Genomic DNA, 14,509 nt, shown 5'->3' with positions numbered 1-14,509 from the left:
TGCTCATTGCTCGGCGACCTTCGTGATGGAAGCCGTCTTCGCAGGCGGATTGTCGAGCAACGGCTGCAAAACCGGCGCCAGCGACTTCAGCAATTGCACCGACAGCGCGCTGGTGAACTCGTAATGTGCGGCATACGGTTCATGCACCCAGGCGGTCAAGGTGCCGTAGAACCGGTCGCCCATCGCGAACACGAAGGTCGCGCTGCGGTTCACCTTGCGCGACTCGATCAGCCGCGCGCCTTTGGCGAACACATTGAAACGCTGATCGCCGGTTCCGGTCTTGCCGTACACCTGGAGCGTCTGGCCGTCGGGGAACGTCATGCCTTGCGCCAGACGCCGCGCCGTACCGCCCGTCACCACATCGCGCAACAGCACTTTTACGACGCCAGCGATTTCCGGCGACAACTGCTGCTGCGGCGCCACCGCCGCGCGCTGGAAATGTGTTTCGTAAGGCGTGTCTTTCGCGAAGTCGAGTTGCGTGAGGCTTTCGGTCGGCACCTTGTTGCCGTTGTTGGCGATCACGCCGATCAGTTGCGCGAGCGCGGCCGGCCGGTCGCCCGATGCGCCGATTGCCGCCGCATACGAAGGCGTGAGCGTCGCGAACGGATAACCAAGCGCCTGCCATGACTTGCCGATGGCATCGTAGGCACGCAGTTCGACCATCCGTTTGATGCGGCGGTCCTGCGTCGCGTGATAGCGCGTCTTGAAGAGCCACGAATACGTCGACAGACGCACGTCGCGGCTCGCGCTCTGGATCTGTTCGAGCGTGGCGTCGGGATGCGCGCGCAGATAGTTGAGCGTCCACAGTTCCAGCGGATGCACGCTCGAGATATAGCCGCGATCGTTCAGATTGAAGCGGTCGATTGCGTATTTGGCATACAGGTTAGCGAGGTCTTCGTCGTCCAGCACGGAGGCGGCGGGTGTGTTTTTCAGCGCGGCGCGCATCCTGGCGTTGAACCACGCATTCGACTCGTCAGGCGCGACGCTGCGCAACACCGTCGCCACCTTTGGCGGCGATTTGCGCACGCCGAGCAGAAGCAGCGCCAAGGCCTGATCGGGTGTCTTGCCGTGATACTTCGTGTAGAAACGGTTCATGTACACGCGGCTTTCCTGATCCGCGAAGCGCGTCAGATACATCTTGCGCATCTCTGGATCACCCAGCCATTGCGCCGACGGCCCGGTGGTCTGCACCATTTCGTAATGGACGATGTCGCGCATCAGCCGCACGAACACCAGATTCACCGAATGCTGGAACGCGCGGTGCACGGTCAGGATGCGGCCGTTGTCGTCGGATTCGAAATTGTTGAAGGTTTGCGCGCCGCCGCCCGTGTAGAACGTTTCACCGGGACTAGCCGAGTATTTGCGCTCCACGGCCGCGTCGAGCATGGCTTGCAGCGAACGGTCCGAAGTGTGCGCGAGATAGTCGAGCGCCCAGCGCGTGAGCTGGTCGTTCGGATCGTACTTGACGGCTTTCAGCTCCGCTGTGCTCAGCGCTGCATAACGCTTGTGCAGATCCGAGACGATCTGCAAATACGTCACCACAGTACGCAGTTTCGCCGTCGAACCGAGGTTCAGGCGTGCGCCGGAGTTGATGTCGAACGGCTGGTTGACGCTGTCGGTTTGCACCCGCACGAGGTTGGCGCCGTCGCGCCGCTCGAACAGCGTGAAGCTATAGGCGATTCTCGACGGATCGTCCGACGCGCGCAGCATTTCGAAGCCGACCAGACCCGCCGCTTTCGCGCCGTCGCGCGTGGCGGCGGCGGCAAGCCGCTCGCTCACGGCCTGCTGAACGGCGTTGTTGAGAGTGCCCTTCGCCTGCAGATCGAGGCGGTCGAGTTCGTAAAAACTCGGAATGCCGAGCGCGGCCAGCAGATGCGAACGCATGGACGTCACCGCCTTGCGCGACACGAAGGAATCCGTGCTGGCCGTTTTGACGGGCGCGCGGTGCAGATCGACCACCGCGGACAGCGCGGCATCGCGCAACGGAATCGAAACGATGCCGCCGTTCGCCAGCAGCCGCAGATAACTGTCGGTCAGCCGTTCGAGTTCCTTGTAGCCGTGATGCAGGAAATACGACGGCGCGCGTTGCGCGATCATCAACGAGAGCACCTGCCGGAACGCCACGCCCTGCTCCGGCAGATTCTGTTCGGTCGACGGCGCTGCCAGGATGCGGTTGACATCGTTGAAATCGCGGCCATACCAGGCGGCGAGACCGTCGCCGATCCCGTTGATTTCGCCGATGCCCGGCTGCGCGGCCAGCGGCACCGAGTTGAGATAGCGGACGACGATCTGCCGGCGCGCCGGCATGGTTTGCGGGCCGTTCAGATAGGCGCGCACCGAAGCCGATGCGATTTGCCGCAATTTCTCCGGCGGCGTCGCCGTGCGGCCGCCCGCGGAGTGGCGGAATTTTTCGATCTGCGTGGCAAGCGTGCTGCCGCCGGGCTGCGACTGATGGTGATTGAACACGCGCACGCCCTGGTCGGCCAATGCACGGCTGAAGCGCCCCCAGTCGATTGCCGGATTGCGGTTCGGCTGGTTCGGATCGAGCAGATAGCGGTCTTCGATAAACAGCAGCGAATTCACGACCAGCGGCGGAATCGCGTCGAAGTCGTCGTACACGCGGCCGGGAAACTGCGCGGCGAAGAGCGGCGCGCCGGTGCCGTCGAAGAGTTGCAAGCCCGCCCGATCTTTTTCTTCGTACGGCAGAAAGAGGCCGTTATCCGCCAGCGACAGCATCCGGTCGGAATCGCGCGCTTGGGCGGTGATTTCAAACCCGCGTTGCAGCAAGCGCTGCTGGATCGACGGCAGCAGCGCGTAGCCCAGTCGGCTATCGTATGGGCCGTTGTCGGCTTGGGGAAAACGGATGGAATGACTGGCACCGTCGGCGACGGAAAAGCCCACGTCGCGAGTCAATTCGGAGAGATAGTGCGCCTGCAATCGCGAGGTTTCGATCTCGTTCTGGCAAAAGCGTACCGCCAATGCCAGCGCAAGCAAGAATGCCGCCACCAGCGCCCATTTGAACCACTTGCGCACAGACGTCGTGCCCGTCGCGCGAAACGGTAATCGAACCAGCGGCCGATTCATGGTGCTCTCCCCGAGCGGACGCCGGTTTCTTCTGGCCCGGCGCACCTTCAAGGCAGTGTAGCGCGGAACGCGAACCCAGGATCGGTTCGGATTTACCCGAGAGTGTCGCGGCTACAACACCTCTTCGCAAGACATGGCGCGGCGCCAATTGCCATGAGATATTCAACGTCTTTCGCGTGATGAAAACCGCCGCTTCAGGCGGTTTTTTGCTTTCGAGCCGCATGCGCCGGCAAGCGGGCTTGCGCCTGCTCCGCCGGCTGCGTGCGCAGCAATTCGATGAACTGTTCCGCCGGTGGCGACAGCACCCCGCCCTTGCGCGTCACGACGCCGAAAGTTTGCGAGGGCGACTTGAGCTTCACCGGCACGAGACGCAGCATCTTTTGCCTGACGAACAGCGCGGCGATCGCCGTCGGTAATAACGAAACCAGGTTGTGACTGCTTTGCAGGAGCGCGACCGTCACGAACGTCGAGGCCGTCGAAACCGGGTTATCCGGCATCTCCAGACCGGCCAGATCCATCTCACGCTCGAGCAGCGCGTGCAGCGGCATATGCGACGGATACATCACCCAGCGGTGCCCGGCCAGATCGCGCAGTTTCACCTCTTTCTTTGGCAAGGGCGGATGGCCGTAGCCCACCACCACCGAGAGCGGCTCGTCGCCTAGCGGACGATAGTGATATTTCGACGGATCGGCCGCTACCGCAGCGCGGCCGATCACCAGATCGAGCCGGCCGTCGTCGAGTTGCTGGAGCATTCGCGCGCTCGTGTCTTCCACCACTTCGACGGAAAGATTCGGCTGGCCCGCATGCAGTTGATTCAGTGCCGGCACGACGCACTCCGGAATCGCCCCCATGATCGCGCCGATCGCGAGACGCCCGCCGCGCCCGGAACGTATCTCGGCGACGTCCTGGCAGAGCGCGGTGAGATCCGTCGCCACGAGGCGCGCGTAGCGGATCACGCAGTGGCCGAGCTGGTTCGGGATCATGCCGCTCTTCGAGCGCTCGAAGAGCGGCGCTTCGAGCATCGACTCCAGTTCCTGCAAGGCCTTGCTGGCGGCCGACTGTGTCATTGACATCGCACCAGCGGCTTTGTGCAGCGACTTCAGGTCGTCGAGCGCGATCAGCAATTGCAGTTGTTTCATGCGCAGTTTCGACAGCAGGACGTTGAGGGTGTCTTTCATGGCGGCGTATCGGGGCTAAAGCGGGGGTGAGTCGTAAAAGCGATCACAAGATGGAAACAATTCAATATACCCGCCGTGTTCAGCGCCGTATAGTCGACTGCGTTGCATGGGACCTGAGTCAGCGCCAAAGTGCCAACTCGGGTCGACACGGAGACATTCCAAACTACGAAAACACCTATCATCATGACCCAGTCATCCCATCCTGCTGCATTGCGCGGCGTGTTCCCCGTCGCGCCGACCATCTTCGACGACGCCGGCCGTCTCGACCTCGAAGGCCAGAAACGCTGCATCGACTTCATGATCGACGCGGGCTCGAACGGGCTGTGCATTCTGGCGAACTTCTCCGAACAGTTCGCGCTATCCGACGACGAGCGCAATACGCTGATGCACGTGGTGCTCGACCACGTCGCGGGCCGCGTGCCGGTGATCGTCACGACCACGCATTTCAGTTCGTACCAGTGCGCCGAGCGCAGCCGCAGTGCGCAGGCCGCGGGCGCCGCAATGGTCATGGTCATGCCGCCATATCACGGCGCGACGATCCGCATCGGCGAACGCGGCATCTACGAGTTCTACCGCACTGTGTCCGACGCGATCGGCATTCCGATCATGATTCAGGATGCGCCGGTCAGCGGCACGCCGTTGTCCGCGCCGTTTCTCGCCCGCATGGCGCGCGAGATCGACAACGTGTCGTACTTCAAGATCGAAGTGCCGCAGGCGGCGAACAAGCTGCGCGAGCTTATCGAATTGGGCGGCGATACGATCGTCGGTCCGTGGGACGGCGAAGAGGCGATCACGCTGATGGCCGATCTGGATGCGGGCGCAACCGGTTCGATGACGGGCGGCGGCTACGCCGACGGCATCCGTCTGATCATCGACGCCTATGCGTCCGGCGACACCGAGGCGGCCGCCGCGCACTATCAGCAGTGGCTGCCGCTGATCAATTACGAAAACCGCCAGGGCGGTCTCGCATCGTGCAAGGCGCTGATGAAGGAAGGCGGTGTGATCCGTTCGGACGCGGTGCGCCATCCGTTGCCGCAAATGCACCCGGCCACGCGTGAAGGTCTGTTGAAGGTTGCGCGGCGGCTCGATCCGCTGGTGCTGCGCTGGGGCCGTTAAACGCCCATTCCGGTCCAGGGCGGTTGCCGATCGGTCGACAACCGTCCCGGACCTCATCAGGAATGAGCCGTGCCCCTCGTACTTCGTCATACCGCCCGCAACGCGTTAACCGCCCTTGCATCGCGTGGCTCCGTTGCCAGTCTTTCACTTTCAGCAGACCAGCGCAACGGCCCCGCCCTCGCTGCACACCACCCCGTGTCCCGGACCATCCGGCAAGCACACCCAACGCCGGACTCTGCTCCACATACGTTGACATCTCATCAACGGATGCACGTCGAAGAAAAAAACCCGCATATAAGGCAGTGGAGAAATTGAGTACCATAGGCGCGCAAGCTCACCCTATTTCCTTCCATGACCGCCCATCCTCGAGAACTGACGCCGGACACGCTTGCCGAGCTGCTCGAACGTGTCGCCAAGGAAGACGCCGCGGCATTGCGCGAACTCTACGATCTCGCCGCCCCGAAACTGTTCGGCCTCGCCCTCCGTATATTGAACAAGCACGAGTGGGCCGAAGAGGTCTTGCAGGACAGCTTCGTCAATATCTGGCGCTTTGCCGGCGACTATCGCCGCGCGCTGTCCGCCCCGATGACGTGGATGTCGGCGATCGTCCGCAACCGTGCTCTCGATCACCTGCGGCGGGTCAACACCCAGGAAACGGAATGGAGCGATGCGTTGGACGATCTCGTGGCAACCGGCGATCCGAATCCCGAAGCGCTGACCGCGGTCAGCCTGCAGGCGCGTCTGCTCGCCGGTTGCATGCAACAGCTGGAACCGGCGCAGCGCCAGGCGGTGGCCCTCGCGTACCTACGCGATCAAAGCCATAGCGAGATCGCCGACGTGCTGGCGGTGCCGCTCGGCACCATCAAGTCATGGATCCGGCGCGGCCTCGCCAAGCTGAAGACCTGTCTGGGAGGCGAGTGATGAATCTCCATCGCTATCCTCAGCTCGTCGACCTGCTGGCCGCCGAATATGTGCTCGGCACGCTGCGCGGCGGCGCACGGCGCCGCTTCGAACGCTACGCGGACCACGACACGACGATTCGCCGTGCCGTCGACGAATGGCAGCGGCGCATCTCGCCGCTGGCCGAACTCGCCGAGCCGCGCATGCCGCCGGCCGCCGTATGGGACGCCATCGAACGGCGTCTCGGCCTCGCGGCCACGCGCGAGGCCGCACGTCCCCGCACCGTGGTGGCAACACCCGCACGGCCGTCGCGCAGCGTGTTCGAGAACCTGGCGTTCTGGCGCGGCTGGGCACTCGGCGTCACGGGCCTCGCCGCGGTTGCCGTGGTGGTCGCCGTGCGCTCGCTGTTGCCGTCCACCACGGCGCCTGTCACCGCGCCGACCGTGGCTCAGCAATCCGAAACGGCGGTGTCGCATGTCGCCGTGCTGAACAACAAGGACGCGCATCCGGTCATGCTGGTCGCGTGGGACGAAGCCCATTCGACCATGACGGTGCATCCGCTCGGCAAGGTCGAGCTGCCCGCGGGCCGGGCGATGGAACTGTGGGGCATTCCGGCGAGCGGCCATCCGGTCTCGCTCGGCATGCTGCCGGACAGCGCGAACGGCAAGGTCACGGCCGGTCAGCAGAAGCCGGAGAATTATGCGGCGTTGGCCGTGTCGATCGAAGCGCCGGGCGGCTCGCCGGATCACAACGCACCGAGCGGCCCGGTGGTGTTCACCGGCAAGCTGTTGCCGGTGTCGTAGGCGTTTCATGATCAGCCGGAGAAGGTCGGCATTCGCTCGAGGCGAGTGCCGGTCTCTGTTTCATCCGCCCTTCGACTCGGCAATCGCGCGACGGCTGGACGTGAGCGCGCGATTGCCGCTAACCTAGCCCTTATGCAAAGCTTTTACGAAGCCACTGTCACCCGTTCGTCCGCCTATGCGCCGTTGGCTGGCCGGCGAAACGCCAATGTCTGCGTCATCGGCGGGGGCCTGGCGGGCTTGTCCACGGCGTTGGGACTCGCCGAGCGGGGCGTCGCCGATGTCACCGTGCTCGAAGCCCGGCAAGTGGGTTTCGGCGCATCCGGGCGCAATGGCGGGTTCGTGTTCGGCGGCTACAGCCTCGATTGCGCCGACCTGCTCAAAACCCTCGGCGCCGTGCACGCCCGCGAACTCTATACGCTGACTACCGACGCCGTCGATCTGATGAGAAAGCGCATCGCGCGCTATCACATCGACTGCGACGCGACCGACGCCGGCGTGATCCTCGCCAACTGGTTCGACGAACCGGCGCGGCTCGAGTCGCAGCGGCGCCTGATGCGCGATTCGTTCGGCGTCGAGTGGGAACCGGTGGCGGCGGAGCAACTCACTGCGCAACTGAAAACGCGCCGTTATCACGGTGGTCTGTTCGAGCGCAACGCGTTCCACTTTCATCCGTTGAAGTACGTCCTCGGCGTGGCTAACGCCGCGGCGCATGCCGGCGTGCAGATCCACGAAGACTCGCCGGTCGTGCGTCTGCAGCGCGACGGCGCCGGCTTCGTGGTGCACACGCAGCACGGCGCGCTCGACGCGCAACACGTCGTGATGGCGGGCGGCGGCTACGCGCGCCGCGTCTACCCGCTGGTCGAACGCGCGGTGCTGCCGATCGCCACCTACGTGATGGCGACCGAACCGCTCGGCTCACGTCTGCAAGACGCAATCGATACGCGTGCCGCCGTCTACGATACCCGTTTCGCCTTCGACTACTACCGGCCGCTGCCCGACACGCGCATTCTGTGGGGTGGCCGCATCTCGGTGCGCGACCGTGCGCCCGAGGTGATCGCGCGCCTGTTGCGGCGCGATCTGCTGAAGGTCTATCCGCAGTTGCACGACGTGGGTATCGAGTACGCGTGGGGTGGCCTGATGAGCTACGCGCGGCACAAGATGCCGCAGATCGGCCGCAGCGCGGATGGCGTCTGGTACGCGGTCGGCTTCGGGGGACACGGCATGGCGCCGACCACCGTGTCCGGCGAACTGCTGGCGGCGGCGATTGGCGGCGAGCGTCCGGTGCCCGAGGCATTTGCGTCGTTCGGCCTGACACCCGCTTACGGCGCGCTCGGCCTTGCGGCCGCGCAGCTGACCTACACCGCCATGCAGACACGCGACGCGCTCGCCGCACGCCGGCGGCCTGCCGTTTGACGTCGACCAATACGTTGCCGCTCATGCCCGAGACCCGCTCCAGAGGCCAATTTCGCCATGCTAGAATGCGCCGTCACTGCCGCTCGAATACACAATGAAAAAGGGAAGCAAGGCCGCCGAGCCTGATACCAACGGCATCCCGTCCGACAGTCCGCGTACCGACGCCCGGCGCAAGTACGATCCCGAACAGACGAAGCGCAACATCCTCGAGGTCGCGACCCAGGAGTTCTCCGCGATGGGACTGACGGGCGCACGCGTCGACGCGATCGCGGAGCGCACGAACACCACCAAGCGCATGCTGTACTACTACTTCGGCAGCAAGGAAGGGTTGTACCAGGCGGTGCTGGAAAAGGTGTATGGAGACATTCGCGCGCTCGAACAGGATCTGCACGTCAGCGAACTCGATCCGATCGAGGGGATGCGCGCGCTCGTCGAGTTTACGTTTGACTATCACGATAGGCAGCGCGATTTCGTGCGGCTCGTGACGATCGAAAATATTCACGGCGCGAAGTACGTCGAGCAGGTCAAGACGTTCAAAGGCCGCAACGTCACCGTGATTCATACGATCGAGGATCTGCTGGCGCGCGGCATCGCGGCCGGGCAGTTCCGCAGCGACATCGATCCGATCGATCTGCATCTGCTGATCAGTTCGCTGTGCTTTCACCGCGTCGGCAATCGCCATACCTTCGGCACGGCGTTCGGGCGCGACCCGTCGCATCCGCGTTTGCGTGCGCGGCATCGCGCCATGATCGTCGATGCCGTGCTGCGGTTCGTGCGCAAGGACGATTGACGCCTGTAAGCCTCAAGTAAAAAACGGGACGTGGCCTGCGCCACGTCCCGTTTTTTTCGTCTGGCGCGAGGCCGCTCAATCCACCAGCACGATCCGCTTGATATCGCCGACGATGAAGATGTACGACAGCGCGCCGACCAGTGCGATCGCGCCGATGAACACCAGCGCCCCGACAAACGAGCCGGTTGCCGCGACGATGAAACCCACCACCAGCGGCGTCACGATGCCGGCCAGGTTCGCCGCGAAGTTGAAGATGCCGCCGGTCACGCCGAGCAGGCCGTCCGGCGCGATGTCGGACACCAGCGTCCAGCCCAGCGCGGCCATGCCCTGCGCAAAAAACGCCACCGACAGAATCGCGATCACCAGCACGTTGCTCTCGACATAGTTGGCGAGAATGATGGTCGACGCGAGCAGCAGGCCGGCAATGATCGGCAGCTTGCGCGCCACGTTCGGCGACTTGCCGCGGCGCAATAACCAGTCTGAGAAGAAGCCGCCGAACATCACGCCGATCGACGCGGCAATGAACGGCATGATCGTGAAGAAGCCGATCTTCAGCCAGGCCATATGGCGTTCGGTGGCGAGATACGTCGGGAACCAGGTGAGGAAGAACACTAGCGTCGAGTTGCCGGCGAACTGGCCGAGGCAAATGCCCGTCAGTTGACGATGCTTGAGCAGGCGTCCGATGGTGCGCCATTCGAAGCCGCTCTTCGCCGATACGAGCTTGCTGGCTGCCGCCTCAGCGTCCTTCTTCCGATGCGTGAGACCGCCGCCCGCTTCGATATAGTCGAGCTCCTCCTGATTCGCCGACGGATGATCGCGCGGCTCACGATAGAACATCCACCAGATCACGCCGAACACGAGGCCCACGCCGCCCACCACGTAGAACAGCGAACGCCAGCCGAACGCGCCCATCAGCATGAACAGGAATGGGCTGAAAAAAGCGAGGCCGATATATTCGCCGACCGTGTACGTGCCGGTCGCCATCGCGCGTTCGCTCTGCGGGAACCAGGTGGCCACCACCCGGCTATTGGTCGGGAAGCACGGCGCTTCCGAGACGCCGAGGCCGAGGCGGAATGCGAACAGCGCGCCGATGCCGTGCACCAGCCCCTGCGCTAGCGTGCACAGGGACCAGAAGGTCATCGACAGGAAATACGTGACCTTGCTGCCGAAACGGTCGAGAAACAGGCCGCCCGGAATTTGCGCGGCCACATAGCTCCAGGAAAACACGGAAAACAGCAGCCCCATCAGCGCGGCGTTGATGCCGAGCTCCTTGGTCAACTGTGGCGCCGCGATGCCGAGCACCGTACGGTCGAGATAATTGATCATCGTCCCGACCGCGAGCAGCGCCAGAATCTGAAAGCGGGCTTTCGAGCGGCGCCCGGTGCTCACCGTGACGCCTTGCGGCCCGGCGGTGTCGATGGGACTGGATTGAATCGGTTGCTGCATGGGGTGTGCGTCTCCTCGATCGGGTTGTTACCGGTTGGCTCGCTACCGGTTAGCGTTGCAACAACGACTGAAAATGGGTGTAGACCCGTTCCGCGTCCGGTTCGAGACCGGTGAAAATGCGCATGGCGTCGACCGCCTGATACACCGCCATGCCGCCGCCGCTCAGCGTGCGGCAGCCGAGCGCTTCCGCCGCCTGCAAAAGCGCGGTGCGGATCGGGAAGTAGACGATGTCCGAGACCCACAGATCGCGGTGCAGCAATTCGACCGGCAACGGCAAGCCGGGCAATTTCGCCATGCCGGTCGGCGTCGCGTGAATCAGGCCATTGGCGGCCGCGAGCGATTCGGCAAGCGAACTTCCGGCGCTGACGGTGGCGCCTGGAAAGCGCTTCTGCAATTCCTCGGCGAGCGACGCGGCGCGCGTGGCGTCCACATCGAATAGCGTGAGCGATTTCGCGCCCATGTTCAGCGCCGCGTGCGCGACTGCCGCGCCGGCGCCGCCCGCGCCAAGCTGCACGACGCGCTCCAGCGACACGTCCGGCAAACCGCGCTGGAATGCACGCGCGAAACCTGACCAATCCGTGTTGTGACCGATGCGTTTGCCGTCCTTGAACAGCACCGTGTTGACCGCGCCGAGTGCGCGCGCGTCGTCGGACAGTTCGTCGAGCAGAGGAATGACGGCCTGCTTGCACGGGTACGTGATGTTCAGACCGTTGTAGCCCATGCGTTCGGCGGCCATCAGCAGATCGGGCAGCGAGGCGACGTCGAGTTTCAGCGCTTCCAGATCGATACGCCGGTACACATAGTGCAGACCGAGCTTGCTGCCCTCTTCCTCGTGCATCGCGGGCGTCAGCGATCCGCTGATGCCCGCGCCGATCAGGCCGACCAGATAGGAATGAGGTGTTGCCTGTGAGTTCGTTTGTACGTTCGCTTGTGAGTTCGCTTGTGAGTTCATTTCGCCGCCCTATCCTTAAGAATGGTCGCCATCCGCTCCAAAGCCAACACATAGCCCTGCGTGCCGCAACCGATGATGATCGCGTCCGCGACGGCCGACACGTACGAGTGATGCCGGAACGCCTCGCGGCGATGCACGTTTGAAATATGCACTTCGATGACCGGCTTTTCGATTGCCGAAAGCGCGTCGGCGATGGCCACCGACGTATGCGTGTAGGCCGCCGGATTGATCACGATGCCGTCGACCTTGGTACGCGCCGCGTGCAGCCAGTCGATCAGTTGATGTTCGGCATTCGACTGGCAGAAGTCGATCGCGAGATTCAGGCGCTCTCCCGCATCGCGGCAAAGCTTCGCGACGTCGTCGAGCGTTTCCGAGCCATAGATGGTCGGCTCGCGCGTGCCGAGCAGATTGAGGTTCGGTCCGTTGAGGACCAGTACTGACGCAAAACTCATGACAACCACTCCTGCTAAGTAAGGCAAGAAGCCAGCCACGGCAAGCGCCGTGGTTTTGCAACGTGAGCGAAGTGTGCGCGCATTGAGCGCCGCCGTCATTCGGGGTTTCTACGAATTTGTACCATCTAGTTAGTTTGTATAAACTGTCGATAACTTCGGTTACAGTGGGTGATTGTGGCCTGCCTCTTGCCGATGCGTGTAACGAACTGGTCCATTTTCCGCATTGCAGCATGCCAGCCAGCGGGATCTGCGAGCGGTCGCGCGCCCCGGCCGTTGCGCGCCCTATTCAACAGCCGTTTGATTGTTTTAGCAGGAGCCGTCCATGCAACGTTCGATTGCCACCGTGTCGATCAGCGGAACCCTCGTCGAGAAGCTGACCGCGATCCAGGCGGCGGGCTTCGAAGGCGTCGAGATCTTCGAGAACGATTTGCTGTATTTCGACGGCTCGCCCGCCGACGTGCGGCGCATCGCCGAAGATCTCGGGCTGAAAATCATGCTGTTTCAGCCATTCCGCGATTTCGACGGTGTCAGCCCGGAGCGCCTCGAGCGCAATCTCGACCGCGCGAAGCGTAAGTTCGACGTCATGCATGAACTGGGCACAGACCGCATTCTGGTGTGCAGCAACGTTTCGCCCGACACCATCGGCGACGATGCGCTGATGACCGACCAGCTCGGCGCGCTGGCCCGCGCGGCTGAGGCGGCCGGCGTGCTCGCGGGCTATGAAGCGCTCGCGTGGGGCAAGCACGTGAAGACCTACCGGCACGCGTGGAAGCTCGTGAACGCCGTGAATCATCCCAATCTCGGGCTCGTGCTCGACAGCTTTCACACGCTGTCGCTCGACGACACGGTGGACGCGATCGCCGACATTCCGGGCGACCGCATCGCCTTCGTGCAGATTGCCGATGCGCCGAAGCTCGCCATGGACGTGCTCGAATGGAGCCGCCACTATCGCTGCTTCCCGGGCCAAGGCGATTTCGATCTGGCCAATTTCACGGCGCAGGTCGTGAAAACGGGCTACAGCGGGCCGCTTTCGCTGGAAATTTTCAACGACGGCTTTCGCGCCGCCCCCACCACCATCACAGCCGCGGACGGTCATCGCTCGCTGCTGTTCCTCGAGGAACAGACTCGCGCGCTGCTCGAAAGCACGCAGCAGCCGGTCGGTGACCTCTACCGCTCGCCGGCGGCGCCCGCGCACGTCGGCTATCAGTTTCTCGAGTTCGCGGTGGACCACACCACGCGCGCGCAACTCGTCGACTGGCTCGGCAAACTGCGCTTTCGCGAGGCTGGCCGGCATCGGTCGAAAGAAGTCACGCTGTATCAGCACGGCGCGGCTTCGATCGTGCTGAACGCGGAGCCGGATTCGTTCGCCAACGCGTTTTTCCAGCAGCATGGCTTGTCGCTGTGCGCGTCGGCGTTTCGCGTGGACGACGCCAATCAGGCGTTCGAGCGCGCCGCCGGCTTCGGCTACGCGCCGTTTTCCGGGCAAATCGGCCCGAACGAGCGTGTGCTGCCCGCCGTGCAGGCGCCGGACAGCAGCCTGAACTATTTCGTCGACGAAAGGCCGGATCAGCCCACCTTGTTCGAGGCCGATTTCGTCCTCACCGACATCAACGGCCCGACCGAAGTGGGGCCGCTCAGCCGCATCGACCATGTGTGCCTGTCGGTGCCGGCGAATTCGCTGGATACGTGGGTGCTGTTTCTGCGGACCGCTTTGGGCTTCCAGGCCGAGCCCGGCGTGCTGGTCCCCGATCCGTACGGCCTCGTGCGCAGCCGCGCGCTGCGCAGCCACGACGGCTCGGTGCGCATCGTGCTGAATGCCTCCGTGGACCATCACACGGCGGTGGCCGAGGCGCTGCATACCTATCACGGCTCAGGTCTGAACCACGTCGCCTTCAGCACCAGCGACATTTTCAGCGCGATTCCCGAGTTCGTCGCCGACGGCTTGCCGGTGCTGCGCATCCCGCGCAATTACTACGAGGATCTGGCCGCGCGCTACGCGCTGCCGGACGACACGCTCGACGCATTGCGCGCCAATAACATCCTCTACGATCGCGATGAGCGCGGCGGCGAGTTTTTCCACGCTTACACGGAGCAGCTCGACCAGCGCTTCTTCATGGAGATCGTCGAGCGGCGCGGCGGTTACGACGGCTATGGCGCGGCCAATGCTGCCGTGCGGCTCGCCGCGCAGGCTCAGCGGCGCAAATAGGCACCATCGCGTCACGCAGGCGAATTCGGGTCCAGCGATTCCGGCTAGGCGGGCACGGCGTGTGCGTCATCGGCGGGGTAGCCGCGCCGCGCCGATATAATGTCGCCTGATTCGCGGTCGATGCCGCGCGGCTGTGGCACGTGCGGGCGTCGCACGTATCGTCAGCCGA

The 14,509-nt window shown here is 63.8% G+C and carries 11 protein-coding genes; 6 read left to right on the top strand and 5 right to left on the bottom strand.

Annotated features, from left to right (window positions below; translation table 11 throughout):
• Window positions 1-3: 3 nt before the first annotated feature.
• On the bottom strand, window positions 4-3,084 hold the full coding sequence (locus P0D80_RS03900) for a transglycosylase domain-containing protein (RefSeq protein WP_408281367.1): 3,081 nt from the start codon (window positions 3,082-3,084) through the stop codon (window positions 4-6).
• A 194-nt stretch (window positions 3,085-3,278) separates the two neighbouring features.
• Window positions 3,279-4,262, bottom strand: coding sequence for a LysR family transcriptional regulator (locus tag P0D80_RS03895; protein ID WP_132377668.1), 984 nt, complete (start codon window positions 4,260-4,262; stop codon window positions 3,279-3,281).
• Between the two features lie 183 nt (window positions 4,263-4,445).
• Between P0D80_RS03895 and P0D80_RS03890 the strand changes: the two genes are divergently transcribed.
• From P0D80_RS03890 to P0D80_RS03870, 5 genes are all read left to right on the top strand, one after another.
• A complete protein-coding gene (locus P0D80_RS03890) occupies window positions 4,446-5,378 on the top strand; it encodes a dihydrodipicolinate synthase family protein (RefSeq protein WP_408281364.1) in 933 nt (310 codons plus the stop codon).
• 351 nt (window positions 5,379-5,729) lie between these two features.
• A complete protein-coding gene (locus P0D80_RS03885; protein WP_408174901.1) occupies window positions 5,730-6,299 on the top strand; it encodes an RNA polymerase sigma factor in 570 nt (189 codons plus the stop codon).
• Window positions 6,299-7,081 carry an anti-sigma factor gene (locus P0D80_RS03880; protein ID WP_408174903.1) on the top strand — a complete coding sequence of 261 codons (783 nt, stop codon included), beginning with the start codon at window positions 6,299-6,301 and terminating at the stop codon, window positions 7,079-7,081. Before P0D80_RS03885 ends, P0D80_RS03880 begins: the two co-directional genes overlap by 1 nt.
• Before the next feature lie 132 nt (window positions 7,082-7,213).
• Window positions 7,214-8,494 (top strand): NAD(P)/FAD-dependent oxidoreductase, encoded by a 1,281-nt coding sequence (locus tag P0D80_RS03875; RefSeq protein WP_408281361.1) that lies wholly within the window; start codon window positions 7,214-7,216, stop codon window positions 8,492-8,494.
• Between the two features lie 94 nt (window positions 8,495-8,588).
• Window positions 8,589-9,284: a TetR/AcrR family transcriptional regulator gene (locus tag P0D80_RS03870; protein ID WP_310818013.1), complete on the top strand. Its 696-nt coding sequence runs from the start codon at window positions 8,589-8,591 to the stop codon at window positions 9,282-9,284.
• A gap of 75 nt (window positions 9,285-9,359) precedes the next feature.
• Here the strand turns inward: P0D80_RS03870 and P0D80_RS03865 are convergent, their stop codons facing one another.
• From P0D80_RS03865 to aroQ, 3 genes are read right to left on the bottom strand one after another with little or no spacing between them, the layout of a single operon-like run.
• On the bottom strand, window positions 9,360-10,730 hold the full coding sequence (locus P0D80_RS03865) for an MFS transporter (protein WP_408281357.1): 1,371 nt from the start codon (window positions 10,728-10,730) through the stop codon (window positions 9,360-9,362).
• 49 nt (window positions 10,731-10,779) lie between these two features.
• Window positions 10,780-11,682, bottom strand: a complete 903-nt coding sequence (locus P0D80_RS03860) for a shikimate dehydrogenase (protein ID WP_408281354.1) — start codon at window positions 11,680-11,682, stop codon at window positions 10,780-10,782.
• Window positions 11,679-12,134 (bottom strand): type II 3-dehydroquinate dehydratase, encoded by a 456-nt coding sequence (aroQ, locus tag P0D80_RS03855; protein ID WP_342960393.1) that lies wholly within the window; start codon window positions 12,132-12,134, stop codon window positions 11,679-11,681. Before aroQ ends, P0D80_RS03860 begins: the two co-directional genes overlap by 4 nt.
• A gap of 322 nt (window positions 12,135-12,456) precedes the next feature.
• Between aroQ and P0D80_RS03850 the strand changes: the two genes are divergently transcribed.
• Window positions 12,457-14,340 (top strand): bifunctional sugar phosphate isomerase/epimerase/4-hydroxyphenylpyruvate dioxygenase family protein, encoded by a 1,884-nt coding sequence (locus P0D80_RS03850; RefSeq protein WP_408281352.1) that lies wholly within the window; start codon window positions 12,457-12,459, stop codon window positions 14,338-14,340.
• Window positions 14,341-14,509 lie beyond the last annotated feature (169 nt).

This window comes from Paraburkholderia sp. RL17-373-BIF-A (genome assembly GCF_046030175.1).
GTDB lineage: Bacteria > Pseudomonadota > Gammaproteobacteria > Burkholderiales > Burkholderiaceae > Paraburkholderia.
Note: the sequence above shows the minus strand (reverse complement) of the source record. Positions and strands in the feature narration are given on the sequence as shown.